The sequence below is a fragment of the Salinibacterium sp. SWN248 genome (assembly GCF_015864575.1).
GTDB lineage: Bacteria > Actinomycetota > Actinomycetes > Actinomycetales > Microbacteriaceae > Rhodoglobus.
Genome location: NZ_JADYWW010000001.1, coordinates 263,933 through 288,319 on the forward strand (window position 1 = coordinate 263,933; position 24,387 = coordinate 288,319).

Here is a 24,387-nt window from a genome sequence, read left to right on the forward strand (position 1 = left end):
CCCGAAAACGGCGCGAACCGAGTCGACGACGCGTTGTGCAGAAGGCGGGACCGCTCCCCCGGCGAAGGCGAAAGCGGCTGCTTAGCCCTCCATTGCGATGTCGGCGAGAGCAGCGTAAACCCAGCCTAGGTCATGTCCCGCAGCGACGAGTGCTTGGGGAAGGATGGAGGTCTCGGTGAGGCCGGGCAACACATTTGCCTCGAGGAACCAGGGCGTTCCTGCGCCATCTACGATGAGATCTACCCGTGACAGGTGACGAAGTCCGAGCGCGGAGTGGGCTGCGAGAGCGGCTTCGGCTGCACGATCGGCTTCACCATCGCCGATTCTGGCCGGGGTGTAAAAGCGCGTCTGACCAGCATTATAGCGAGCCTCGAAAGTGTAGGCGCCATCCACTGGTTCGATCTCGACGGCGGGCAGAGCAACTGGACCCATGCCGCTGTCGAGAATTCCGATGGCAATCTCGACACCGGTAATGCGTTGCTCGATGAGAGCCACGTCGCAGTAGTTGTAGGCGTTGACCATCGCCTGTGGAAGGTCTGAACGGTCAGTCACGATCGAGACACCCTGAGCGGAACCACCCTGAGCGGGCTTCACGACGAGGTCACCCGAGAGTTCATCGGCGAGCTCATCGAGGATGCTGTGGGCTCCGAGTTCACGGAAGGAATCACGGGACAACGCAATCGAGAGCGGCGTGCGTACTCCGACACGGGAAACGAGTGCCTTGGCGGTCGGCTTGTCCCAGGCGAGGCGGGCGGCATCCGCGCGGGAGCCGACATACGGAATGCCGATGAGATCGAGAAGACCACGCAGAGCACCATCCTCACCGCTGGCGCCATGCAGGGCTGGCCACACGACATCCGGCTTCGATTCACGAATGTAAGGAAGCAGCGTGGCATCCGGGTCGCGCAGCTCAACGATCTTGCCCTGAGCGCGCAATCCGTCGGCAACACGGCGACCGGACCGGAGGGAAACGTCGCGCTCGTGCGAGATTCCGCCGGCAAGAACGAGAACGCGGGTGGGTGAATCGTTCATGAGGGGGTCCTAGCTGAGGTTGGCTGGAGGGTTGATCATCGACGGTGTGGGAGGCGCAACCGTGAGAGGGGCTGTCTGCGAGAACGTGCTGAGCAACTCAAGCTCTCCGTTGATCACAGTGGAGAGCCGACGAATACCCTCACGGATGAAGTCAGGGGTTGGATAACAGAACGACAAGCGCATGTTGCTGCGCCCGTTTCCATCCGCGTAGAAGGCCGTACCCGGCGTGTAGGCCACTAACTCCTTGACCGCACGGGGCAACATCGACTTCGAATCGAGGTTGTCGGGAAGTGTGACCCAGATGTAGAAGCCACCGTTGGGCACAGTCCACTCGAGGTCGGGTAGATAGTCGTCGAGAGCGTCCAACATGGCATCGCGGCGTTCGCGGTAGACACCACGGAAGGTATCGATCTGCCCCTTCCAGTCAGAGACATTCATGTATTCGCTAATGATGTTCTGAGTGAAGGAACTCGGTGACAACACGGCCGCCTCGTTCGCTAAGATGAGTTTCTCTCTAATTGCGTGAGGCGCAAGCACCCAACCAACCCGAAAACCGGGGGCGAGAGTCTTCGAGAACGTGCCCAAGTAAACGACACCGTCTTCTTCGACGGAACGCATTGCATGCGGCGGCGGACCATCGAAATAGAGGAGACCGTAAGGATTGTCCTCGAGCACCAGAATGCCGTTTTCCCGGGCAATTTCCAACACTTCGAGGCGTCGCTCCCAGCTGAGAGTGACTCCAGCGGGGTTGCTGAAGGTCGGAACGGTGTACAAGAACTTGATGGTCTTGCCTGCGGCGCGCACCGAGGCAATATGAGCCCGCAGCGAATCGGGAACGAGCCCGGACTCATCCATCTCAACGTGCGTTATCTCTGCCTGGAATGACTTGAAAACGACCATTGCCGTGACATAGCTGGGGCCCTCGGCAATAACGACGTCGCCGGGATTGATGAAGAGCTTCGTGACGAGCTCGAGGGCGTGCTGAGAACCGGTGGTGACGACAACGTCATCCACGCTGGCTCGGATGCCCTCGAGGGCCATCACTTCAAGGATTTGCTCGCGAAGCGCAGGCAATCCTTGGCCGGAACCATACTGAAGTGCCGCCGGACCGCGATCGCGCATGACGCGATCGATGGACTCGGTGATGAGGTCTTGAGGCAACGCGGAAACATAGGGCATGCCGCCGGCGAGCGACACAACTTCGGGGCGCGAGGCCACGGCAAACAACGCTCGGACCTCAGAGGCGGCAAGGCCGGAGGCGCGATCTGCGTAGTGGTCGAACCACTGGTCGAGGTTGTTTGGCTGTGTTGTCATGGGCAATCCCGTTCGGTTGACTTTAAACAATAGGCGTTTGACCCTTGGGACTCGAAACTGAGCAAGGGTTATCGGGGTATCTCGGCCAAACCAGACTCGGCTTTGCTCCGAACAACGTTCAAAGCAGATGCATAGAAACCCATGCTGAACTCATGAGAGCTGCTCTCGTCGTGTGCAGAATCCGCCACAACCGCCGCCTCGCGCTGGCGCCCCTCGACCATGAAATTGAGAACACTAGTGAACGCTCGCACCACATGGACCGAATCAGAGATCGGGGACCTCACCGGCACCGTTGCAATCGTGACGGGGGCAAATTCTGGGCTTGGATTCGAGACGAGCCGTGCCCTGTTGAAGGCTGGCGCGCACGTTGTCATGACGATGCGCAGCGCCGAGAAGGCCAACGCGGCCAAGCAGGCACTGCTTGACGACCTTGGTGCGGTGTCTCTCGAGACGATGCTTCTTGATCTCGCGGATCTAGAGTCCATTCGACGTTTCAGTGAGATGTTTCACGGGAAACATTCGCGCCTCGACCTCTTGGTCAACAACGCGGGAATCATGATGACGGATGCCCAACTCACGATCGATGGGTTCGAATCCCAACTTGGCACCAATCACCTGGGCCACTTCGCGTTGACTGGTCACCTGATGGACCTGATTGAGTCAACACCCGCAGCGCGCGTGGTGAGCCTTTCCAGCCTCGCTCATCGCTGGGGTTTCATGGAGTTCAGCAACCTCATGTTCCACAATGGCTCGTACACTCCCCGGGCGGCCTACGGTCGCTCCAAACTGGCTAACCTTCTCTTCGCCTATGAGCTTCAACGCCGCTTCGACGCTGCTGGGGTCGATGCGATTTCTGTGGCAGCCCATCCGGGAACTGCCGGCACAGGCCTCGCAGATCATCTCTTCAACCGTTGGTACCTGCGTCCACTGAAGGCGCTGGTGTTCCTGGGGCTGCAAACACCCAAGCAAGGCGCGAGGCCGTCTCTGCGGGCAGCAACTGACCCTACAGCGCAGGGCGCCGACTTCTTCGGTCCCAGCGGCCGCAACCAACATCGGGGCGCTCCTGTGCGCGTTGAATCGAATGCAGCCTCCCATTCCCAAGTCGACGCGGCGAAGCTCTGGGCCGAATCAGAACGCCTCACGGGGGTTAACTACGAAAGCCTCCGCACACCCACCAAATAGTGGATGCCGGAGGCTTTCGACAGAGACTGAGCTTTAGGCCAAGAACTCTGCGAGGTCTGCTTCAATCGCAGGCTTCGGCTTTGCGCCGATAACGGTCTTCACGACCTCGCCGCCCTTGAAGACCTTCATCGCGGGGATGGAGGTGATCTGGTACTTCATAGCCATCTGGGGGTTGTCGTCAACGTTGAGCTTGACGATCTTGATCTTGTCGGAGTTCTCGCTGGCGATCTGGTCAAGGATCGGGCCAACTGCGCGACAGGGGCCACACCATTCAGCCCAGAAGTCCACCATGATGGTGTCCTTTGAGTTGATGACGAGTTCTTCAAAGTTGGCGTCGGTTACTTCTGTTGCTGCTGACATGACTAATTCCTTTGTTCGATGGGACGTTTAGGCGGAGACAGCTACGGGAGCTGCTGGTTCCGCGGGCTGGATTGCGCTGGCGACAAGTTCGCGGGGCAGTGATGCGAGGTAGTGCTCGGCATCGAGAGCAGCGACGGTGCCGGAGCCGGCGGCCGTTACTGCTTGGCGGTAGGTCGGGTCGATGACATCGCCGGCTGCGAAAACTCCGGTGATGTTGGTGCGAGAGGAACGACCATCCACTGCAACGGTTCCGTCGGCGTTGATGTCGAGCTGGCCGTGTACCAAGTGGGTGCGGGGGTCGGCGCCGATCGCGATGAACAACCCGCTGAGGTCAACGTGTGAGGTGGAACCATCCACGGTGTCCGTGAGATCGATGCCATCAACGAGGGTGGAACCAGTAATGCCGGTTACAGCCTTGTTCCAGAGGAACTCAATCTTCGGGTCGCTGAAAGCACGCTCCTGCATCGCCTTCGAGGCACGCAGCTCGTCCTTGCGGTGAATCACGTAAACCTTTTCAGCAAACTTGGTGAGGAACGTCGCTTCTTCCATGGCCGAGTCTCCCCCACCAACGACAGCGATCGTCTTCTGGCGGAAGAAGAAACCGTCGCACGTAGCGCACCAAGAAACTCCATAGCCGCTGAGGCGTTCTTCGTCGGGAAGGCCGAGCTTGCGGTAGGCAGAACCAGTCGCAAAGACAACCGCGAGAGCTTCGTGCACTTCTCCGTTGCCGAGCGTGACCTTCTTGACCTGGCCCTCAAGTTGAAGGTCAGTGACGTCGTCGAGAACAATCTCGGCGCCGAAGCGTTCAGCTTGCTTCTGCATTTCCATCATGAGCTCGGGGCCCTGGATGCCGTTGGCAAAGCCGGGGTAGTTCTCGATCTCGGTGGTCTTCATGAGCTCGCCACCGGCCTCAACAGAGCTCGCAATGACGAGTGGCGCAAGGTTTGCGCGCGCCGCGTAAATCGCAGCGGTGTACCCAGCTGGGCCGGATCCGATGATGATGAGTTGGCGCACTTTTCGTGTCTCCTTGGGATTGTGATTACCCGGTTCAACACATCCTAGCCACGGAGTATTCCGAGTGGCTGGGGCGTGCGGGGCTAACACCCAAGAGTTCGGAGTGCCGTCACTTTAAGTTCGATTCGTGGCGAGAAAAGTGTGCAGGAGCGGAATGATTAGCGACGGCGTAGGCGGGCCATGATCGGGCCCACGAACGCGAGATACTCATCATTCTTGGTGAGAGCCAGAACGGTTGCGTACACCAGGAGCATGGCTGTGCCTGCCATCGCGATCGAAGCAAAACCACCAACGAAGCCCGAGACGACGAACGAGCCTTCACCGAATCCGCCCAGCAGCATCAGGATGCCGTAGCCGACGCCAGCGGCCGGAATCATGGCTGCAGCAAACCACAGGATGCGGCGCATCAGCGGAAGCAGCGCGAATCCCGGTACGCGTTTGCGGATCACGAAGAGTGCCACCGTGGTCTGGATCGTGCCGGAGATCGTAATCGCGGTCGCGAGACCCATCGCGATGCGATCTACGGGGAACGTGGAAACGAAGAGAGCGGCAGAGATGTAGAGAACTACTTGGAAACTCTGCAAGAAGAACGGGGTGCGGGTGTCTTCGAACGAATAGAACACCCGCTGCAACACGTACATCATGCTGAACGGCACGAGCCCGACCAGATAGATCATGAGTACACCCGACAGCGCGACGACTTGCTCGTGATCGTTGCCGAAGAGGGCACTGAAGGGAAAAGCGATGACGATGAGTCCTATTGCCGCGAATACCAGCAACATCAGGATGGAGCGCAGCGCGCCCGAGACATCGGTGCGCATTGAGACGAGGTCTTTGTCTCTCGCGTGACCACTCATCCGTGTGAAGTAGGCCATTCCGATTGAGACGGCGATTACCGAGTGCGGGAGCATGAAGATGAGCCAGGCGGTCCCCATGGCGAAGACGGAGGCGCTGCCGGAGGCGCGAGAGGCAACGTTCGTTTCTACGACCGCGCCGATCTGGGTGACCAAGATCATGCCGAAGGTCCACGCGGCGGCCTTACCTGCCGTTCCCAGGCCAACCCCGCGCCACTGGAACTCGGGACGATAACGCAACCCCGCGCGGTGCCAGAAATAGCCGAGCAGGGTCGCTTGCACGGCAATACCGAGTGTCGCGCTTCCAGCGAGCACGGCAATCATGTCCGGAGTCCACGCTGTGGAGGAAAGGCCGTCGGCTGTGCCAAACAAGAACTGGAAGATGAGGAGGCCCGAGACCATCACCACGTTGTTGGCGACAGGAGCCCACGTGAACGGCCCGAACTTGCCGCGAGCGTTCAACACCTCACCGAGGAGTGAATACAGCGCGTAGAAGAGAATCTGCGGCAGACACCAATAGGCGAATGCGGTAGCGAGGGCGACCTCGTCGGCCCCGAACTTCGCGGTCGTCTGCGTGTAGAGGTCGACCAAGAGAGGAGCGCTGAACGTTGCCGCAACCGTCACGGCGACAAAGATCACGATTCCGAGAGTCACGAGGCGGTTGATGAACTTTTGGCCGCCGTCTTTATGCACGGCAGCGCGAACGATCTGAGGCACGATGACTGCGCTGAGCATTCCACCGGCCACAATCGCGTAAACACTCTTGGGCAACTGATTGGCGATGGCATACGCGTCTGCACCGGAGCCGATGACGCCGAGGGTTTGAGCGAGCAGAATTGCGCTCAGAAAGCCCAGGATGCGTGACACGAAGGTTCCGGACGCCAGAAGCGCACTCGCCCGACCGATGCTCGCTGCTTTGGGGGTGGGGAGCCCCAGCGAGGCGCTGGGAATGCCGGGCTCAGGCTCGGCTTCGGGACCGGGCTGGTTAGTCATTGACAGGCTTTCTGCGACGAACGATGCTGCGGACAAAGCCGACGGTAAAGATGACGACGACGACAGCGCCGAAGGCCAGCACGAGCGGGGTCTCCCAGCCAGCCTGCACGTTGATCTCGCTGACTGTTGTGGAGCCAACGCTGAGGCCGGTGCTGCTGGTGAGACTGATCTCGACATCCACAACACCGTTCGACAGCGACTGCACAGGAACCTCGCCCTTGGCTTGCGAGTTCGCTTCAATCGTCAGTTCTACGCGGCCGTCCCCCACGGCCAAGAGGCCGGTGCGCGGATCAACCGTGATGTAGACGGTGACGGCCTGGTCGAGATTGTTGCTCACGGAGACGGGGAGGAAGCCGTTGTCGGCCACGAGGAGGAAATTGCTGGCTTCCACGACGGTCACCGAGGTGCGTAGGTCGCGGGAATCAACGAGGAAGCGGTTGACCTCGGTGAGCCAGTCAGCGGGATCCTCGGTTTCCACAGTGCCAAGTACATCGAGCAACTCGAGCCGGCGTTCGGCAACAAGGGCTTCAGGGTCAGCGGCGATGGAGAAGAAGGTTCGTTCCGCTCGTGCGGCCGTGAACACGCGAGAAACGTCAGTAATGCGCGATTCGGACTGAGGCATGTCGTTGATCGTTGCCGTGACCGCTGGTGTCGACGCGAGTTCGGTGAGCGTGACCATCGTGATTGACGGGCTTGCCGTCATGGTGGCGAGAGCAGCGTCTAACCTCGCCGAGCTCAGCTCTAGTGAGTGGTCGATAGCGATGAGAACGGATGCGGTGCCCGCCGTTTGTGCTGCTCCGGCGTTGAGCACCGCTTCGCTGAGGGCGGTATCGGCCGCGGTGACGTCGCGGTCGACGGTAGAGCCGAGGGCATCATCCATTGCTGCTGAGGCGGTTGCGTCGGCGACGAGAGCAGTAACACCATCGATGGTGGTTACTGAGCCAGCGCCGGCCGGTCGAGACACATTCGTCGACGAGAGCACGATGGTGCTGTAGCCACGTTCAGTAAAGGCGGCGAGGTCGCTGGCAACAACGGTGTCAGTGCGGGGCCGAAGAAAACCATCGATCGCGTAGTCCCAGGAGAGCAGATCTTCTGTTGTCGGGTACGCCGGCACTGCGTTGGGGTCGTCTTCCATCGGATCAGATGTCTGCGTTGGCGCAGGCGTCGAATCTTCAGCGGCGCCAAAATTGGCCGCATTCAGTGCGAAATCGAAAGAGATCGGCTCCAGAGTGGCGCCCACCTCCGACTGAGTCGCCAGCGTGACATCCGCGTTGGCATAGGGCAAAGGAACGAGCTCATTGCTGATGAGCGAAAGCCGCTCAAGCCATTCCCGCGCAGAGTCGGGGGCGCTCGTGCCCAGCACGCGAATGGAGGTCACAATCATGGGGTCAATGGCTATCGCGACAGGCTTGCCTGCCATGGCATCCAGTTGGCGCGTGAGCAGACCGAGAGGTTCGGTGTAGTCGGCGAGAGTGTCGGCATCAAGAAGGCCGCCGTTGGTGCTGGGAACCGTCAGTGGTGCGATCACGGCGACATTGGTCGCAACGGATGCCGTCGTCAGCGCCGGAGCATCGGTGACAGTGGGCGCGGCGCTGGCTCCGCTCGCGGCAAGAGTAAGCCCGAGACCGAGCGCCAGGGCGGCACTAAAGACTCTTATAGGCAAGGGACTACCCCGTACTCTCGCGTGGCCAGCATGGTGTGAGTTTATTCGTCCTTGTCTGAATGGTGGGTGCTTTGCGCGGTTGGGGACAAATTGCACTCGGCGCTCGTGCGAAACTAGTCGCATCATGGAGAGTGTTGCCCACGCGATCGAGAGTCTCGGACAGCTTGCCGACTCTAAACCCGTAGCCACCTTATCGGCGCGCTTCGCTGCCGAAGGATTCGAACTCGCCCTTGTGGGTGGTCCGGTGCGGGATGCGTTCTTGGGCCGCAAGGTCACGGACCTCGATTTTGCGACCAATGCCACCCCTGACGACATCATGCGCATGGTGAAGCCGATCTCCGAGGCCCAGTGGGATATCGGTCGGGACTTTGGCACGATCGCTGCCCGCATCGACGGTGAGACGGTTGAAATCACGACGTACCGTGCCGATAGTTATGACGGTGCAACTCGCAAGCCCGTTGTCGCGTTCGGTGATTCGCTCGAGAAAGATCTGGAGCGTCGCGACTTCAGCGTTAACGCGATGGCCCTTCGGCTGCCTGAGCGTGTGCTCGTTGACCCGTGGGGTGGTGTCGAACATCTGCTCAGCAAGACGCTGACCACTCCTGGCTCCCCCGAGGTTTCATTTGGTGATGACCCGCTGCGGATGATGCGTGCCGCCCGCTTTACGTCCCAGCTAGGTTTCACGGTCTCCCCCGCGACCGTCGAGGCGATGAAGCAGCTCGCTCCGCGCCTCGACATCGTGAGCGTTGAGCGGGTGAGCGATGAGCTGACAAAACTGTTGAAGACGGATGACCCGGTGCCGGGCATCCGCCTCATGGTCGAAACCGGTCTCGCCGACCAGGTGCTGCCTGAGGTCCCTGCCTTGAAGCTTGAAGTGGATGAGCATGCTCACCACAAGGACGTCTACGAACACTCCCTCACCGTGTTGCGTCAGGCGATCGATCTCGAGAAGAGTCGCCCCGGCATTGAAGGCCCCGACCTGATCCTGCGTCTTGCCGCGTTGCTGCACGACATTGGCAAGCCATCGACCCGCAAGATCGAGCGCGGTGGCGTTGTGACTTTCCACCACCACGATGTTGTGGGTGCGAAGCTCGCGACGAAGCGTTTGCGCGCACTGCGCTTTGACAAGGAGACCATCACCTCGGTGTCGCGCCTTATTGAATTGCATCTGCGGTTCTTTGGCTACACCGAGGGCTCCTGGACCGATTCGGCCGTGCGCCGTTACGTTCGGGATGCCGGTGACCAACTTGAGCGTCTCCACATCATTACGCGGGCGGATGTCACCACCCGCAATGTGCGCAAGGCCGACCGACTGTCATTTGCCTACGACGATCTCGAAGACCGCATTGCGGCTATCGCTGAGGCGGAGGGAGTCGCTGCAGTTCGTCCCGATCTCGATGGAGAGCAGATCATGGCGATCCTGGGCCTCAAGCCCAGTCGTGAGGTGGGCGAGGCCTACAAGTTCTTGCTCGACCTGCGTCTGGATGAAGGGCCGCTCGGCGACGAGGAAGCAGAAGAGCGTTTGCGGGCGTGGTGGGCTGCGCGCCAGTAGACGCCCGCTAGCGAAAGCGGCTTTTCTTCTCGCCTTGAGTATTGGGGCGCCAAGCAACTACACTGGGCAGGTTGTCTGACTGCCCTTAGGCAGTTCGATGAACGTCAACACCCTCCTGTTACAGACCGTCTGTAACCGTTTAAGTCCGAAGGAGGTGGGTTTGTGACGCATCAGTACGAACTCATGGTCATCCTCGATCCAGAGATCGACGAACGCACCGTGGCTCCCAGTCTCGACAAGTTCCTCAATGTCATCCGCAATGACGGTGGCACCATCGATAACATCGATATTTGGGGTCGCCGTCGTTTGGCCTACGAGATCAACAAGAAGACCGAAGGCATCTACGCCGTCGTCAACTTCACCGCAGAGAGCAAGTCAACAGACGAGCTCGACCGCCAACTCTCACTCAGCGAAGCTGTCATGCGCACCAAGGTGCTGCGTGCAGAAGCTGGGTTCGCTCAGGTAGCTGCTGCCAAGAAGGTTGCTGAAGAGAAGGCCGCCCGCAAGGCTGCTGCTCCAGCAAAGACTCCTGCAGCCGCAACCAAGGCTCCTGCTGACGAAGCTAAGGCTGCTCCGGCACCTGCCGCTCCTGCTGCTCCTGCTGACGAAGCCAAGGCTGAAGCGGAAGCTAAGTAACCGTGGCCGGCGAAACAGTCATTACGGTCGTGGGGAACCTCACGGCAGACCCCGAACTGCGTTACACGCAGGGCGGACTTGCCGTAGCTAACTTCACCATTGCCTCTACGCCGCGCACCTTCGATCGAGCATCCAACGAGTGGAAAGACGGAGAAGCACTTTTCCTCCGCGCTTCCTGCTGGCGTGAATTCGCCGAGCATGTTGCCAGCTCACTGACCAAGGGAACCCGCGTAGTTGCGCAGGGTCGTCTTCGTCAACGTTCCTACGAAACCAAAGAGGGCGAAAAGCGCACGAGCATGGAACTGGAGATCGACGAAATCGGTCCCAGCCTCCGTTATGCAACGACGCAGATCACCCGCGCCCCCCGTGACAGCTCGGCCCCTCGTGGAGTCCAGCAGAACAACGGCGGCGGCGGCCAGGCAAAGGAAGAGCCGTGGGCAGCTAGCGCTCCCGCAGCCTCATCCGGCGATGTATGGAACACCCCTGGTAACTACTCCGACGAGACGCCTTTCTAGGCACTCGACGATCAGTCTTATTTACAGAAAGAAGTAACACTCATGGCAGGAAAGAGCAGCGGCGACCGCCGCAAGCCCATCCGCAAAGGCAAGGACGGCAAGAACGCCGCACCAGCCAAGTCGATCCGCGTAGGCGTTATCGACTACAAGGATGTCGCTACGCTTCGCAAGTTCATCTCCGAGCGTGGAAAGATCCGCGCTCGTCGTATCACCGGTGTTTCCGTTCAGGAGCAGCGTCTCATCGCCACGGCCGTCAAGAACGCCCGTGAGATGGCACTGCTGCCTTACGCCGGCGCGGGCCGTTAAGGAGCCACCGACATGTCAAAGCTCATCCTCACTCACGAAGTGACTGGTCTCGGCGCGCCTGGCGACGTTGTAGACGTAAAAAACGGCTTCGCTCGTAACTACCTCATCCCCCAGGGCTTTGCCGTGGCGTGGACTCGCGGTGGCGAAAAGCAGGTCGAGTCCATCAAGGCAGCACGCGCATCGCGCGAGCACGCCACTCTCGAAGAAGCTCAGGACCTGAAGGCTCGCCTTCAGGCAACCAAGGTGAAGCTCAGCGTTACCGCTGGTCGCGAAGGCCGTCTGTTCGGTTCAGTCAAGCCCGCTCACGTGGCTGACGCTGTTGCCGCTGCAGGACTTGGCGACATCGACAAGCGCAAGATCGAGATCTCGTCGGCAATCAAAACTGTTGGTGACCACGAAGCTACGATCCGTCTGCGTGACGACATCGTTGCGACGATCACTCTTCAGGTGGTTGCTAGCAAGTAACTGCTTTACAACAAGGACGGCGGGCCAATCGGCTCGTCGTCCTTGTGTTTTAAGGGCCGTTGTCAAGCCTTTTGTGCACAGGATTACGAAAAATACGGAACCCTCAATCTCGACTTTAGGCATGTTTTTACACATTGTGTGTGAAAACTAAAAGTGCAGGTCAGAACACTCTAATTCGCTTTATCCCCCGTTGTTTCCACAGTTGTTTCCACAGGTTGTTCACACGGCGCCCGGCGTTTCGTCCGAGTTGTGCACAGGTTTATACACATCCCCAGTTGTGGGTAGTTGATTCTGCTTCGTAGGGTAAAGCAGCCTTGGAGCGGGTCCCAGTGTGGAGCCTGCCCGAGTGTCAGGGGTTACTCGTATAAATGGAGTTACCCCACTAGGAGGAAAACCATGTCGATCGCGCACCTAGGCCTCTCGGGCGACGAACGCCAGTCCGGCGAATCGCGAGGCAGCTCACGTGGCGACCGCGTACCTCCCCACGACCTTCTTGCAGAACAGAGCGCCATCGGCGGAATGCTTCTGAGCAAGGATGCCGTTGCCGACGTCATCGAAACCGTGCGCGGAGTGGACTTCTACGTCCCGAAGCACGAAACCATCTTCAACGCAGTGCTCACCCTGTACTCGCACGGAGAACCCACCGACGTTATCGCCGTCACCGATGAGCTAACGAAAACGGGTGAACTCTCCCGAGCCGGTGGAGTCGAGTACCTCCACACGCTCACCGGTCTTGTTCCCACCGCAGCCAACGCTGGCTTCTACGCCACCATCGTCACCGAGAAAGCGGTTCTTCGCCGCCTCGTTGAAGCGGGTACCCGCATCGTCCAAATGGGTTATGCCAGTGAGGGCGAAGTGCTCGACCTCGTGAACAACGCACAGGCCGAGATCTACTCCGTGACCGGTGGAGTCGAAACCGAAGACTACGTACCCCTCACGACGGCCGTCGAGAGCGCGATTGATGAAATCGAAGCAGCTCGCGGCCGCGACGGCCAGATGATCGGTGTTCCCACCGGATTCGCTGAGCTCGATGAACTCACCAACGGACTACACCCCGGGCAGCTCATCATTTTGGCCGCGCGACCAGCTATTGGTAAGTCGACTCTTGGTTTGGACTTCGCTCGCGCAGCATCCATCCACCATGATCTGCCGTCGATTGTGTTCTCGCTAGAAATGGGTCGAAGCGAAATCGCTATGCGACTGCTTTCGGCAGAAGCCAGCGTTCCGTTGCAGCACATGCGTAAGGGTTCGGTACACGCCAACGACTGGACCACGATCGCTCAGACGCGTGGTCGCATCAATGATGCTCCGCTGTATATCGATGACAGCCCCAACATGACCCTCGTTGAGATTCGCGCCAAGTGCCGCCGGCTCAAGCAGAAGGTCGGCCTGCGCATGGTCATCATCGACTACCTGCAGCTCATGACGAGCGGTAAGAAAGTTGAATCGCGTCAGCAAGAGGTCAGTGAGTTCTCGCGTGCACTCAAGCTGCTTGCCAAGGAGCTTGAAGTTCCCGTCATTGCTATCTCCCAGCTGAACCGTGGACCTGAACAGCGCGCAGACAAGAAGCCGGCCCTTTCGGACCTTCGTGAATCGGGATCGCTCGAGCAAGACGCCGATATGGTGATTCTGCTGCACCGCGAAAGCGCGTACGAAGCAGACAGCCCCCGCGCCGGTGAGGCCGACCTGATCATTGCCAAGCACCGTAACGGACCGACTCGCACCGTCACCGTGGGCTTCCACGGTCACTTCTCGCGCTTCGTCGATCTACCGCCAGGATCGTAGGCGAGTCTGTCGGGCCTCCGCCGACAGGGGAAAGCCACAAGCGGCCTACACTAGAAGCATCCGCTTGTTGAGAAAGAAGGCGATCGCTTGACTAGTGCTCACGCTGAGCCGCTGCCGGCATCCACTGCGTGGTACGTGCCGCTAGCCCGCGCTATTCCCGCCATCGCCTTGGCGATTGTGATTACCTTCTCGGCCGACCATTCGTCGCGCCTCGGTCTTGTTACCCTCGCCAGCTTCACGCTCATCGTCGGCGCCGTGCTTCTGACCGCGAGCATCATGTCACCGCACCGGGGAATCGCCCGATCCTTTACGATCACGCAGGGCGTTGTTACGCTCGCCACCGCCGTCGCCGCGTTTGTTGCGACCGGCGGAGGTCAGGCCTACTTCGTCTTCTTGCTAACCGCGTTCGCCGCCATCACCGGCTTCCTTGAGCTCTACCTCGGGCTCCGTAGCCGCGGCCGCGATGCCTCATCCCGTGACTGGGTCTTCGTCGGCAGCCTCACCGCGCTGCTCGCGCTCGTCGTGTTGCTTGTACCGCCAGGATTCAGCCAGCCCTACACCGGCCCCGACGGAATCGACCGTGAGCTCACGGCATCCATTGTGGTGGTCGGTCTTCTCGGAGCTTATTGGGCCATTCTTGGGGTGTACCTCGTGATTGCGGCACTCTCGCTCAAGTGGAGTAGAACCGATCATGATGTTGTTACCGCAGTCGTGCAAGAGAAAGAAGAATAGTGGCCTCCCCAGACAAGCGTGATCGCACGCGCCCAGCCGAAATGCTCGGTCTTTCCGCAATTTTCGGGCTGTTCGCCGGTCTCGTCGTTTTCATGTCGACGCGTGAATTGATGCTTGCCCTGATCTTTGCCGGGGTTGCCTTCATCGTCTCGCTTATTGTTATCGCGATGCTCGTGCTCGCCGTGCGTCCAGACAAGGACGAACTTCTTGACATGGATGAACAGGACCGCGACGCCTCGCACTAGTCTGCTCTGACGCGCGGCTTTACTCGCTCACCCGCCTGAAACGGCTGAATCGGGCCCCGATTGATCTCTTTGGCGCGCCCATAAGTTGATCCGGCTGTCGACTAAAACTCCTTTGACTCCCAGTCTTTATTAAGGTTAGGCTTACCTAAGCAACACTCGCTGCAGCGGGTGTTGCCTTTTTACGCCCGACCGCTTTCGGTCATCCGAAACAACTAAGGACATCATGAACTTTGCACGAACCCGGCACGGAGTACTCGTTGGAGTACTGGCTCTCGCGCTTGCTGCCTGCAGCACCGCGACGCCTGAAGCTGCAGATTCAGACGGAGCAGAAGCATCCGTTCAGTTCGAGGACAACAACGGCAGCCAGACGCTCGCGACGCCGCTCACCTCGGTAGTCGCCACCGACAACCGCACGTTCGAGACTCTCGCCTCCTGGGGTATCGAACTCAGTGCCGCCGCGGTTGCCCTAATGCCCAGCACGATTTCGTACACGCAAGACGACTCGATCATCGACCTGGGCAACCACGGCGAGCCTGACCTCGAGGCTGTGGTTGCCGTCCAGCCCGATGTCATCATCAACGGGCAGCGGTTTGCGCAGTACCACGACGACTTCGCCAAGCTCGTACCTGACGCCGTGATCGTTGAGCTCGACCCGCGCGAGGGTGAGCCCTTTGACGCCGAGCTCAAGCGCCAGACCACCGTTCTCGGCGAGATCTTCGACAAGCAGGCAGAGGCCGAACAGCTGAATGCTGACTTCGACGCCGCCATCGAGCGCGTGAACGCGGCGTACAACAGCGAAGACTCCGTGATGGCTGTAATCACCTCGGGTGGAGAGATCGGATACTCGGCTCCGAGCGTCGGTCGTACCCTCGGCCCGCTCTTCGACATCTTCGACTTCACCGCCGCACTGGATGTCGATGACAGCAGCGAGGACCACCAGGGTGATGACATCTCGGTAGAGGCAATCGCTGACTCCAACCCCGACTGGATTCTCGTTATGGACCGCGACGCCGCAATTCTCGCCGACGACCCCACCTATGTGCAGGGCAGCGAAGTTCTTGAGAACTCCGAAGCACTCTCGGGCGTCACCGCGGTGAAGGAAAGCAACCTCGTATACATGCCGGCTGACACGTACACGAACGAAGGCATCCAGACGTACACCGAGTTCTTCAACGCACTCGCTGACGCGCTAGAAGCCAAGAACTAGCGTCACTCACGCCGTTCGGTGCTGGAGCGTGCCCCCGGGCGAACTTCAGCACCGAACGGTTCTGGCCTTCAATCAGAAACTCTCACTCACGGATGACGTCAACACTGGCCCGACGGCGGCCCGCCAACACGACCACCCTCTTCGACTGGAAACTCCTGCTCGCGACGGTGGGCGTTGTTCTGCTGCTGATCGCCTCCCTCTTCACGGGTGTCTACGACATCTTCGGGGCGGATGACGGCCAAAGAATGTTCGGCATCACGCGCGTTCCGCGAACGATCGCCCTGGTGCTCGCGGGCGCCGCGATGGCAATGAGCGGCTTGGTCATGCAGTTGCTGACGCAAAACCGTTTCGTGGAACCAACCACGACGGGCACTACCGAGTGGGCAGGTCTTGGACTGCTCACCGTCATGATCCTCTTTCCGGGAGCCAGCATCCTCGCCCGCATGAGCGGTGCGGTCGTAGCCGCGTTCATCGGCACCGGAATCTTCTTCCTCTTCTTGCGCCGCGTCACGCTGCGTTCCTCGCTGATCGTGCCGATCGTCGGCATCATGCTCGGCTCGGTGGTCGGCGCCATCTCCACCTACATTGCTCTCTCGACGGACATGCTTCAGAGCCTCTCCGTGTGGTTCGCCGGCAGCTTCACCTCGGTGATGCGCGGGCAGTACGAACTGCTCTGGATCGTTGCGCTCGTCGTCGTCGTGATCTTCCTGTTCGCCGACCGACTCACCGTGGCGGGGCTCGGCCAAGACATTGCGACGAACGTCGGCGTGAACTACAACCAGATTTTGCTGATCGGCACAGCGCTCATCGCAGTCGCGACCGGAGTGGTGACGGTTGTCGTGGGCAATCTGCCGTTTCTCGGCCTGATCGTCCCGAATATCGTGTCGATGTTTCGTGGCGACGATCTGCGCAGCAACCTTCCTTGGGTCTGCCTGCTGGGCATCGCGATCGTGACCGTGTGCGACATCGTCGGCCGCACGATCATCATGCCGTTCGAAGTTCCCGTGTCGCTCATCTTGGGTGTCGTGGGCGCGATCGTCTTCATTGCCCTCCTGTTGAAGCAGCGCCGTCGTGCATAGTCCCGTGGATGCGCAGGAGAGAGCGACTGTTGGCGTCGGGGCGCCGGGCGTGACTGGCCCCTTCCCGACGGTCAAGGCGCGTCGCCGCTACTGGATACTCCTCAGCATCCTGAGCGTGGCTGCTGTCGCAATCGCCGTTGGCCTGCTCGCGTGGGACAACCCGATGCCGGTGGGCACCGAAGGGTTCTGGCTCATCGCTGAGCTGCGCGCTACCAACGTGATCGTGATTGCGGTCGTGGCTTTCTGTCAGGCGATCGCCACCGTGAGCTTTCAGACGGTGACGAACAACCGGATCCTCACGCCATCCATCATGGGCTTCGAGTCTCTGTATGTGGCGGTGCAGACCTCTGCGGTGTACTTCTTGGGCATCAGCGGCATCGTCGCCCTACAGGGCCTCCCCCAGTTCTTGCTTCAGATCGCCCTGATGGTCGGGCTCTCGCTGCTGCTGTACGGCTGGTTGCTTACGGGAAAGTACGGCAACCTGCAGATCATGCTGCTCGTGGGCATCGTCATCGGCGGCGGGCTGGGAGCAGTGTCGACGTTCATGCAGCGCCTGCTCACGCCCAGTGAGTTCGACATCCTGACGGCCCGCCTGTTCGGCTCCATCTCGAATGCGGATGCCAGCTACCTGCCCATCTCGCTCGTGCTGTGCCTGGTGGCCGGCACCGCGCTGCTCTCGCAAGGTCGCCGCCTCAACATCATTGCGCTGGGTTCGGATACCGCCACGAATCTAGGAATCAGCTACCGCTTCGAGATCATGCGCGTGCTGTTCTTCGTCTCGATCTTGATGGCAGTCTCCACGTCGCTCGTCGGCCCGATGACCTTCTTTGGGTTCTTGGTCGCGACACTCGCTTACCAATTCGCGGACACCTACGACCATCGCCACATCTTCCCGATCGCGGTATTGGCCGGGTTTGTGGTGCTGGGCGGTGCGTACTTCGTGATGAAGAACCTGTTCTACGCGCAAGGAGTGGTGTCGATCATCGTTGAACTTGTCGGAGGAACCGTCTTCCTCATCGTCATTCTGAGAAAGGGACGACTGTGATCACCCTGAACAACGTGGGCAAAAGCTATGGCCACGAAATCACTATTGGACCGGTCGACCTCACGATCCCCGAGGGGGGCATCACCGCGCTGGTGGGTCCGAACGGTGCGGGAAAATCCACGCTGCTGACCATGATCGGCCGCCTGCTCGGGATCGACTCCGGTCACATCGAAGTAGCGGGCTTCGACGTCGCAAAGACGAAGTCGAAGGACCTCGCCAAGATCATCGCGATCCTGCGGCAAGAGAACCACTTCATCGCCCGACTCACGGTGCGTCAGCTCGTCGGGTTCAGCCGCTTCCCGTACTCGCAAGGTCGACTGACCGAAGCGGATGAGGTGGCGATCAACAACTCCATCAGCTTTCTGAACCTTGAAGGCCTGCAAGACCGCTACCTCGACGAGCTCTCAGGCGGACAGCGCCAACGCGCCTACGTTGCCATGGTGCTCGCGCAAGACACCGAATATGTGCTGCTCGATGAGCCCCTCAACAACCTCGACATGAAGCACTCGGTCCAGATGATGCGCCACCTCAAGCGCGCCGCCCAAGAACTCGGCCGCACCATCATCATCGTGCTCCACGACATCAACTTTGCCGGGCACTACGCCGACCATATTTGCGCCGTCAAGGATGGCCAGGTCACCGAATTTGGAACGCCCGCTGAGATCTTGACTGATGACGTGCTCACTCGAATCTTCGATACCCCGGTGCAGGTCATCGACGGCCCTAACGGTGCCCTCGCTGTGTACTACTAGCGCTGCAGCGGCACCCGCGTCCCCCCCCCCCGAGTCGCGATGGTGTGGTTAGACCGCCTTTCGGAAATTCAGGAGATTCTGCGGAGAGTGTTCGCGGCTGCCGCCACAACGCCCGGGTTGTTCTGTGTCTCAGTAGGCTCCCGCGCCAGATTTCCTGAGTTTCCGAAGGGGCGCGGCGCGGAGGGAAGTGGCGCGGCGCGCAGGCCGGCCGCGGAAACACTAAAGGCCGGCCTCACGACGAGACCGGCCTTCTATAGAGCGTGAACTACTTGGTGTCGCCGAGGTAGTCGACGAGCGAGCTGGCAAGGCCGACATAGGTCGCGGGAGTGAGCGCCTGCAGACGTGCTTTGGCATCCGCACCAATGTCGAGCCCTGAGATGAATTCGGTGAGGTCGACGGAGTTGATGCGCTTGCCGCGCGTGAGTTCCTTGAGGATGGCGTAGGGGTCGCTGATGGTGCTGCGGCCCGCGGTGACCTCGGCACGAATGACCGTCTGGATGGCCTCGCCGAGGATCTCCCAGTTGCTGTCGAGATCAGCGTCGAGAGCGACCGGGTCAAGGGCGATCTCCTTGAGGCCGCGCTCGATGTTGTCGAGAGCGAGCAGCGAGTGACCGTAGGCGACACCCACGTTGCGCTGCGTTGTGGAGTCAGTGAGGTCGCGTTGAAGTCGTGAAGTGACGAGCGTCTGAGCGAGCGACTCGAGCAGAGCGCTCGAGAGCTCGAGGTTGGCTTCAGCGTTCTCGAACCGGATCGGGTTGATCTTGTGCGGCATCGTCGATGAACCGGTTGCACCCGCCTGCGGAATCTGGCGGAAGTAGCCCATCGAGATGTACGACCACACGTCGGTGCAGAGGTTGTGCAGCACGCGGTTGGCGTGACTCGTGGCCTGGTACAGCTCCACTTGCCAGTCGTGGGATTCGATCTGCGTGGTCAGTGGGTTCCAGTCGAGCCCAAGCGACTCCACGAACTCCTTCGAGAGAGCTGGCCAGTTCTGCTCAGGGTCTGCAGCGAGGTGGGCGGCGAACGTGCCGGTAGCTCCGCTGAACTTGCCGAGGTAGCTGATGCCTTCAATGCGAGTCAGGATGCGGTCGAGACGGTACACGAAGACCGCGAACTCCTTACCCATGGTGGTCGGTGTCGCCGGCTGACCGTGGGTGTGAGCGAGCATCGCATTGTCGCGCATGAGCTCGGACTGCGCGCGAAGCGCATCGAGCACGATACGGAACTTAGGCAGCCAAACTTCGCGCACGGCATCCGAAATGGTGAGCGCGTAAGAGAGGTTGTTGATGTCTTCGCTCGTGGCGGCGAAGTGGGTGAGTTCAGCGATCGCGGTGAGGCCCAGCTCGTCGAGCTTGGCGCGCACCAGGTACTCGACGGCCTTGACGTCGTGGCGGGTGGTGGCTTCGAGGCGAGCGAGTTCATCGATCTGCTCTTGGCCAAAATCGGTAGCGAAGGCGCGAAGGGCGGTGACCTGGTCGGCGCTCATCGGGCTCGAACCAAACAGGCTCTTGCTCGTGAGGAAAATCAGCCATTCGACTTCAACGTGCACGCGGGCCCGGTTGAGGCCTGCCTCGGAGAGGTGCTCGCCCAGAGCCGAAACGGCGGGGCGGTAGCGGCCATCGAGGGGGCTCAGTGGTTGAACGGGCAACGGGCTCATGGGGCTCCCTGGTTGTTGGGGGTTGGTGCGTTGATGCCTGGCGTGATCTGACGAAAAAGCGAACTGCAGGCTTTCTCAATCATGCCGAGGACATGATCGAAGAGTGCGGCATCCGAATAGTAGGGGTCTGGCACATCGACAAGAGGAGCGAGTTCGTTGTCAAAGCTCAACATGGGCTGCACTTTTGACCGATCTTGATCGTTGGGTGCCCACGTGCGCAGAATTCGTTCCTGTCCTCGATCGAACGCGACAATGAGGTCGAACTTGTCAAACCATTCGGGGTCGAACTGGCGGGCGCGATGCCCAGAACCATTGTAGCCGCGTGCTGCAAGGGCACTAATGGTGCGGTCGTCGGCTGCTTCGCCTACGTGCCAGTCGCCGGTGCCCGCTGAGGTCACCGCGATGCGGTCCTGGAGCCCAGCTTCAGCAACGAGTTCTCGGAACACGGTTTCGGCCATGGGCGACCGACAGATGTTGCCGGTGCACACGAAACAGACCCTGAAGGCGGTCGAGTCGGAGAGTGCTCGCTCGAAGGTCATGGTTCATTCTGTCGCAGTTTCAACTCCTCAACATCGCTGGCTCAGGGATTTCCTTCCCCGATGCGTGCTGGCAACCAGTGCGTGGGGCGGTGTTTGGCGAGAGTTGTGGCATCGAAAGGCGATCAGTGAATACACCTCTGGATGCGACTGCCCGCGTCGCACTTGAATTTCAAGCCCAACAGCTCCGCATGATTATTGAACGGCTCAGCTCTGTGCGGGAGCTACTCCCCCGCGCAGGCATCGACTGGCGCGGCCCGGCCCAAGAGCTGTTCGATGCCGGGGTGCTTGAGCTGCACCGCGACCTAGCGCAAGCACGAACCTTGGTCGAGACGGCAGAACATCGAACGATGTTGGCGCTTCAGCAGATGGGCTCCTATGTCGGATGAACTCATCATCTCCGGTGGTGGCAGTGTTTCGGTATCTACGGAGGAAATGCTCGTTGCTGTCGGCGCACTCCAGCGCACGGCCGAAATGACGCGGGACATCGCTGGTGCCATTCAGATGGTGGATGCCCGGCTCACCATTAGCCAATTGGAGACGCTCGGCATCCCCACCGCTGCCGCCCGCGCCGAGGATGATCTCGACTTCGCTTTCTCTGATCTTCAGAGAGTCGCTCATCGTGCCGAGCACCTGAGTAATCTCGTGCGATTCGCTGCCGACAGCTACGGTTTGGCCGAAGCCTTCGCCGAGGGAGTCTCCCGCAAGATCATGGCCGATGCCGCGGCGTGGCTCGGTTTTTTGTTCCCGACGCACGCCGCAGTGTTGGCTTTGTCGGTGACAGCGGTGCCGATTCTATTGGGGGTCACAGCAGCAGCTCTCGTCACGGGCCGCAATCCAGCAGAAGTGTTCGTCAGCGAAAAGTTCACTGCTGAACTCAATGAACTCATTAGCGATCCGGCGTATGTGCTCGCCGTTCGCTTCGGTGTGATGAATGCCGATGAGTTCTTGGCGGGAGCCGCAGGGTTACCGCCATCACTAGTGAGTGTCTTGAGCGCCGCGGGTGTTCTGGGGCTTCCCACCGCAGCCGGGGCGATCCAGCGGCTAGGAGGTGTCGCCGGGGTGCTGAAAGAAACGCCGGTGCAACTGGTCAGTAAGAGCGACACCACTCGCGTGGAGCCCGCTCATTCTGTCGAGGAACGCGCCGACCGAATTGCCCAACCGACCCCAGATTTGCCGTTTCAGATCCGAATAGAAAAGACATCATTTCCTGGAGAGGACGACTCATTCGAGGTGTACGTTTCCGGAACCGTTGATTTCGCTTTTTCTGACTCCGAGCAACCGTTCGATGGCACGAGCAATCTCAGCCTTGCTGCAGATCACGAAGCAGCGGCGTATAGCGCTGTGGTTGCAGCGATGGCAGAAGCGGGTATTACCGCCGAAAGCGCGGTTGCTTTGACCGGGCATTCTCAGGGGGCAGCGATCGCCGCGCGGCTCGCAGAATCGGAAGACTACAACGTCACCGGTTTAGTCGGATTCGGAGGCAACACGGGTCAGATCACGATCCCACCAACGGTTCCCACGCTCCTCTTCGAGCACAGCGATGACATCGTTCCGGCTGCTGGGGGGATTCAAGGAAATCAGCACGCGGTGATCGTGGAGCGAGAGGTCTTTGCTGGCCGTCCGCTACCCGACGGTGTTATGGCGCCAGCCCATCAACTGGACGAGTATCGAGAAACGGCGCGCCTCCTGGACGGCACAGACAGTGAATTTCTTCGCGATGCTGTGTCGAATCTAACGCCGACCGTTCACAAGGATGCTGTAACCACCGTCACTAGTTACGAGTACGAGCGGGTGCAGCCTTAGCGCTTGCGGCCTACGACGGGCCGAACCAGGATGCCGATGAACCAGCTGATGAGACCCAAGACGAGCGCACCAAGCACTCCCCACCAGAACCCGTCAACAACGAGGCCGAAACCGAAGAGACCCGAGATCCAGCTCGTGAGCAACAGCAGCAGACCATTCACCACGAGAGCAAGAAGGCCCAGCGTCAGAACGTACAGCGGGAAAGCGACAATGCGGATCAGGTTGCCGAGCACCCCATTCACGATGCCGAAAACGGCAGCGACCAGCAGGAAGGTCACAATGACCTCAACCGTTCCGCCCGGAGCGAAAGGAATGATCTCGACCCCGGCAACAACCACCGTAGTCAGCCACAAAGCAAGAGCGTTGATCAGCAAGCGCACGATGATTCTCATACGACAACTATGCAGCACGCGTTTGTGCTGCCGCAATGACCATCCACTGAACTGCGCCAGAACCCGAGATGCGGTCCGAGACACGACCCGACGCATAACCGAACCTCCAATTCGACCGGCACATTCTCACAGGCGCGAAACGAACATGCCCACTCACGGCCCTAGGCTGGTGAGGTGACCAGCAAACGAGTACAGCTTCGGCCCGAAATCGCCGCCATCGTGCCCTACCGCCAGGGTGCGCCTGCTGCCGCGGATGCCTTCAAGCTGTCCTCCAACGAAAACCCTTACGAGCCGCTGCCGTCAGTGCTCGCGCAACTCTCAACCGACACCATCAACCGCTACCCCGACGCATCCGCCGCTGTATTGCGTGCGCAGATTGCTGAACGCTTCGGCGTAACCCCCGACAGTGTGCAGGTCGGGGCAGGTTCGGTAGCAGTGCTCGCGCAACTCGTGAGCGCCGCCGCAGCCCCCGGCGACGAGGTCATCTACGCCTGGCGCAGCTTCGAGGCGTACCCGCTTCTGGTTTCCGCCGCCGGAGCCACGAGCGTGCAGATCGCGAACCAGGGCGACCACCGGCACGACCTCGCAGCCATGAGTGCCGCCATCACGGCATCCACTCGTGTCGTGATTGTCTGCAGCCCCAACAACCCCACCAGCACTGTGGTTACGGATGCCGAATTCCGCGATTTCATGGCAACGGTTCCCGAGAACGTTCTTGTCGTTCTCGATGAGGCCTACCGCGAGTTCGTTACCGACGCCGATGCCGTGCGCGGAGAGACACTCGTCGGCACCTACCCCAACCTTGTATTGCTGCGCACCTTCTCCAAGGCTTACGGCCTTGCAGGCCTCCGCATCGGCTACGCGGTTGGCCCCGAATACGTGATGGATGCAGCGCGAGCGGTAGCGATTCCGCTTTCGGTAACGGAGATTGCGCAGAAAGCAGCGATCGCATCCCTCGAACATGAAGATGAATTGTTGGAGCGGGTGACCCGCATTAATACGGTGCGCGACAGGATCGTTGCCGGCCTCAGCGAGCAAGGCTGGGACGCGCCCGCCCCCAACGGCAACTTCGTCTGGTTGCCCACCGGGTCAGCAACCGACTGGGCTGCAGAGGTGTTCCGGTCGCACGGGATCGTCGTTCGTGCACTCGGCGAAGGCCTTCGTGTAAGTGTTGGCGAAGAAGAATCTGTGGAGAAACTCCTAAGAGCAGCGCAAGAGGTTGTCACTTCAAGGGAAACGATCTAACGCTGGCCGCGTTAGATTAG

Annotated in this window: 24 protein-coding genes and 1 pseudogene; 16 read left to right on the plus strand and 9 right to left on the minus strand. The window is 60.1% G+C overall.

All coding sequences use genetic code 11. The annotated features are described in order from the left end of the window. Nucleotides 1–81 precede the first annotated feature (81 nt). Together I6E73_RS01210 and I6E73_RS01215 are read right to left on the minus strand one after the other, a co-directional pair. Nucleotides 82–1,032: a D-alanine--D-alanine ligase gene (locus tag I6E73_RS01210; protein ID WP_197122443.1), complete on the minus strand. Its 951-nt coding sequence runs from the start codon at nucleotides 1,030–1,032 to the stop codon at nucleotides 82–84. 9 nt (nucleotides 1,033–1,041) lie between these two features. After that, entirely contained in the window at nucleotides 1,042–2,346 is a 1,305-nt protein-coding gene (locus I6E73_RS01215) for a PLP-dependent aminotransferase family protein (protein ID WP_197122445.1), read from the minus strand. A gap of 237 nt (nucleotides 2,347–2,583) precedes the next feature. Between I6E73_RS01215 and I6E73_RS01220 the strand changes: the two genes are divergently transcribed. Next, a complete protein-coding gene (locus I6E73_RS01220) occupies nucleotides 2,584–3,528 on the plus strand; it encodes an oxidoreductase (protein ID WP_197122447.1) in 945 nt (314 codons plus the stop codon). Between the two features lie 33 nt (nucleotides 3,529–3,561). Here the strand turns inward: I6E73_RS01220 and trxA are convergent, their stop codons facing one another. The 4 genes from trxA to I6E73_RS01240 form a co-directional block, all read right to left on the minus strand. After that, complete coding sequence (trxA, locus tag I6E73_RS01225; RefSeq protein ID WP_197106872.1) at nucleotides 3,562–3,888, minus strand: thioredoxin; 327 nt, start codon at nucleotides 3,886–3,888, stop codon at nucleotides 3,562–3,564. A gap of 27 nt (nucleotides 3,889–3,915) precedes the next feature. Next, nucleotides 3,916–4,902, minus strand: coding sequence for a thioredoxin-disulfide reductase (gene trxB / locus I6E73_RS01230; protein WP_197106871.1), 987 nt, complete (start codon nucleotides 4,900–4,902; stop codon nucleotides 3,916–3,918). Between the two features lie 158 nt (nucleotides 4,903–5,060). Further along, entirely contained in the window at nucleotides 5,061–6,749 is a 1,689-nt protein-coding gene (murJ, locus tag I6E73_RS01235) for a murein biosynthesis integral membrane protein MurJ (protein WP_197122449.1), read from the minus strand. Continuing rightward, nucleotides 6,742–8,412, minus strand: coding sequence for a DUF6049 family protein (locus tag I6E73_RS01240; protein WP_197122451.1), 1,671 nt, complete (start codon nucleotides 8,410–8,412; stop codon nucleotides 6,742–6,744). Before I6E73_RS01240 ends, murJ begins: the two co-directional genes overlap by 8 nt. Before the next feature lie 124 nt (nucleotides 8,413–8,536). On the opposite strand from I6E73_RS01240, the gene I6E73_RS01245 reads away from it, so the two are divergent. The 12 genes and pseudogenes from I6E73_RS01245 (at nucleotide 8,537) to I6E73_RS01300 (ending at nucleotide 18,731) form a co-directional block, all read left to right on the plus strand. Next, complete coding sequence (locus I6E73_RS01245) at nucleotides 8,537–9,964, plus strand: CCA tRNA nucleotidyltransferase (RefSeq protein ID WP_197122453.1); 1,428 nt, start codon at nucleotides 8,537–8,539, stop codon at nucleotides 9,962–9,964. Between the two features lie 183 nt (nucleotides 9,965–10,147). Next, nucleotides 10,148–10,489 (plus strand): annotated as a pseudogene (gene rpsF / locus I6E73_RS01250) (30S ribosomal protein S6); the annotation flags it as partial. Between the two features lie 113 nt (nucleotides 10,490–10,602). After that, a complete protein-coding gene (locus tag I6E73_RS01255) occupies nucleotides 10,603–11,115 on the plus strand; it encodes a single-stranded DNA-binding protein (RefSeq protein WP_197106866.1) in 513 nt (170 codons plus the stop codon). Between the two features lie 42 nt (nucleotides 11,116–11,157). Beyond that, nucleotides 11,158–11,421, plus strand: a complete 264-nt coding sequence (gene rpsR / locus I6E73_RS01260; RefSeq protein WP_009773575.1) for a 30S ribosomal protein S18 — start codon at nucleotides 11,158–11,160, stop codon at nucleotides 11,419–11,421. A 12-nt stretch (nucleotides 11,422–11,433) separates the two neighbouring features. Continuing rightward, entirely contained in the window at nucleotides 11,434–11,886 is a 453-nt protein-coding gene (gene rplI / locus I6E73_RS01265; RefSeq protein ID WP_197106865.1) for a 50S ribosomal protein L9, read from the plus strand. A 396-nt stretch (nucleotides 11,887–12,282) separates the two neighbouring features. Then, nucleotides 12,283–13,671, plus strand: a complete 1,389-nt coding sequence (gene dnaB, locus I6E73_RS01270) for a replicative DNA helicase (RefSeq protein WP_197106864.1) — start codon at nucleotides 12,283–12,285, stop codon at nucleotides 13,669–13,671. Between the two features lie 87 nt (nucleotides 13,672–13,758). Beyond that, nucleotides 13,759–14,403, plus strand: coding sequence for a hypothetical protein (locus tag I6E73_RS01275; RefSeq protein ID WP_197106863.1), 645 nt, complete (start codon nucleotides 13,759–13,761; stop codon nucleotides 14,401–14,403). Further along, complete coding sequence (locus I6E73_RS01280; RefSeq protein WP_197106862.1) at nucleotides 14,403–14,648, plus strand: hypothetical protein; 246 nt, start codon at nucleotides 14,403–14,405, stop codon at nucleotides 14,646–14,648. The genes I6E73_RS01275 and I6E73_RS01280 overlap by 1 nt, the downstream gene beginning before the upstream one ends. Nucleotides 14,649–14,871: 223 nt before the next feature. Beyond that, nucleotides 14,872–15,855, plus strand: coding sequence for a siderophore ABC transporter substrate-binding protein (locus tag I6E73_RS01285; protein WP_197122455.1), 984 nt, complete (start codon nucleotides 14,872–14,874; stop codon nucleotides 15,853–15,855). A gap of 92 nt (nucleotides 15,856–15,947) precedes the next feature. Then, nucleotides 15,948–16,934, plus strand: a complete 987-nt coding sequence (locus I6E73_RS01290) for an ABC transporter permease (RefSeq protein WP_100387803.1) — start codon at nucleotides 15,948–15,950, stop codon at nucleotides 16,932–16,934. Further along, nucleotides 16,927–17,979, plus strand: coding sequence for an iron chelate uptake ABC transporter family permease subunit (locus tag I6E73_RS01295; protein WP_374189156.1), 1,053 nt, complete (start codon nucleotides 16,927–16,929; stop codon nucleotides 17,977–17,979). The genes I6E73_RS01290 and I6E73_RS01295 overlap by 8 nt, the downstream gene beginning before the upstream one ends. Continuing rightward, nucleotides 17,976–18,731 carry an ABC transporter ATP-binding protein gene (locus I6E73_RS01300; RefSeq protein WP_197122457.1) on the plus strand — a complete coding sequence of 252 codons (756 nt, stop codon included), beginning with the start codon at nucleotides 17,976–17,978 and terminating at the stop codon, nucleotides 18,729–18,731. The genes I6E73_RS01295 and I6E73_RS01300 overlap by 4 nt, the downstream gene beginning before the upstream one ends. Before the next feature lie 265 nt (nucleotides 18,732–18,996). Here I6E73_RS01300 and purB read toward each other — a convergent pair whose 3' ends face one another. Continuing rightward, nucleotides 18,997–20,388, minus strand: a complete 1,392-nt coding sequence (gene purB, locus I6E73_RS01305; RefSeq protein WP_197122459.1) for an adenylosuccinate lyase — start codon at nucleotides 20,386–20,388, stop codon at nucleotides 18,997–18,999. Then, complete coding sequence (locus I6E73_RS01310; RefSeq protein ID WP_197122461.1) at nucleotides 20,385–20,927, minus strand: low molecular weight protein-tyrosine-phosphatase; 543 nt, start codon at nucleotides 20,925–20,927, stop codon at nucleotides 20,385–20,387. Before I6E73_RS01310 ends, purB begins: the two co-directional genes overlap by 4 nt. Nucleotides 20,928–21,052: 125 nt before the next feature. Between I6E73_RS01310 and I6E73_RS01315 the strand changes: the two genes are divergently transcribed. Beyond that, a complete protein-coding gene (locus I6E73_RS01315) occupies nucleotides 21,053–21,313 on the plus strand; it encodes a hypothetical protein (RefSeq protein ID WP_197109176.1) in 261 nt (86 codons plus the stop codon). Continuing rightward, a complete protein-coding gene (locus I6E73_RS01320; RefSeq protein WP_197122463.1) occupies nucleotides 21,303–22,730 on the plus strand; it encodes a hypothetical protein in 1,428 nt (475 codons plus the stop codon). The genes I6E73_RS01315 and I6E73_RS01320 overlap by 11 nt, the downstream gene beginning before the upstream one ends. Here I6E73_RS01320 and I6E73_RS01325 read toward each other — a convergent pair. Then, nucleotides 22,727–23,122: a phage holin family protein gene (locus I6E73_RS01325; RefSeq protein WP_197106851.1), complete on the minus strand. Its 396-nt coding sequence runs from the start codon at nucleotides 23,120–23,122 to the stop codon at nucleotides 22,727–22,729. The genes I6E73_RS01320 and I6E73_RS01325 overlap by 4 nt on opposite strands. Before the next feature lie 174 nt (nucleotides 23,123–23,296). On the opposite strand from I6E73_RS01325, the gene I6E73_RS01330 reads away from it, so the two are divergent. After that, nucleotides 23,297–24,367 carry a histidinol-phosphate transaminase gene (locus I6E73_RS01330; RefSeq protein WP_197122465.1) on the plus strand — a complete coding sequence of 357 codons (1,071 nt, stop codon included), beginning with the start codon at nucleotides 23,297–23,299 and terminating at the stop codon, nucleotides 24,365–24,367. Nucleotides 24,368–24,387 lie beyond the last annotated feature (20 nt).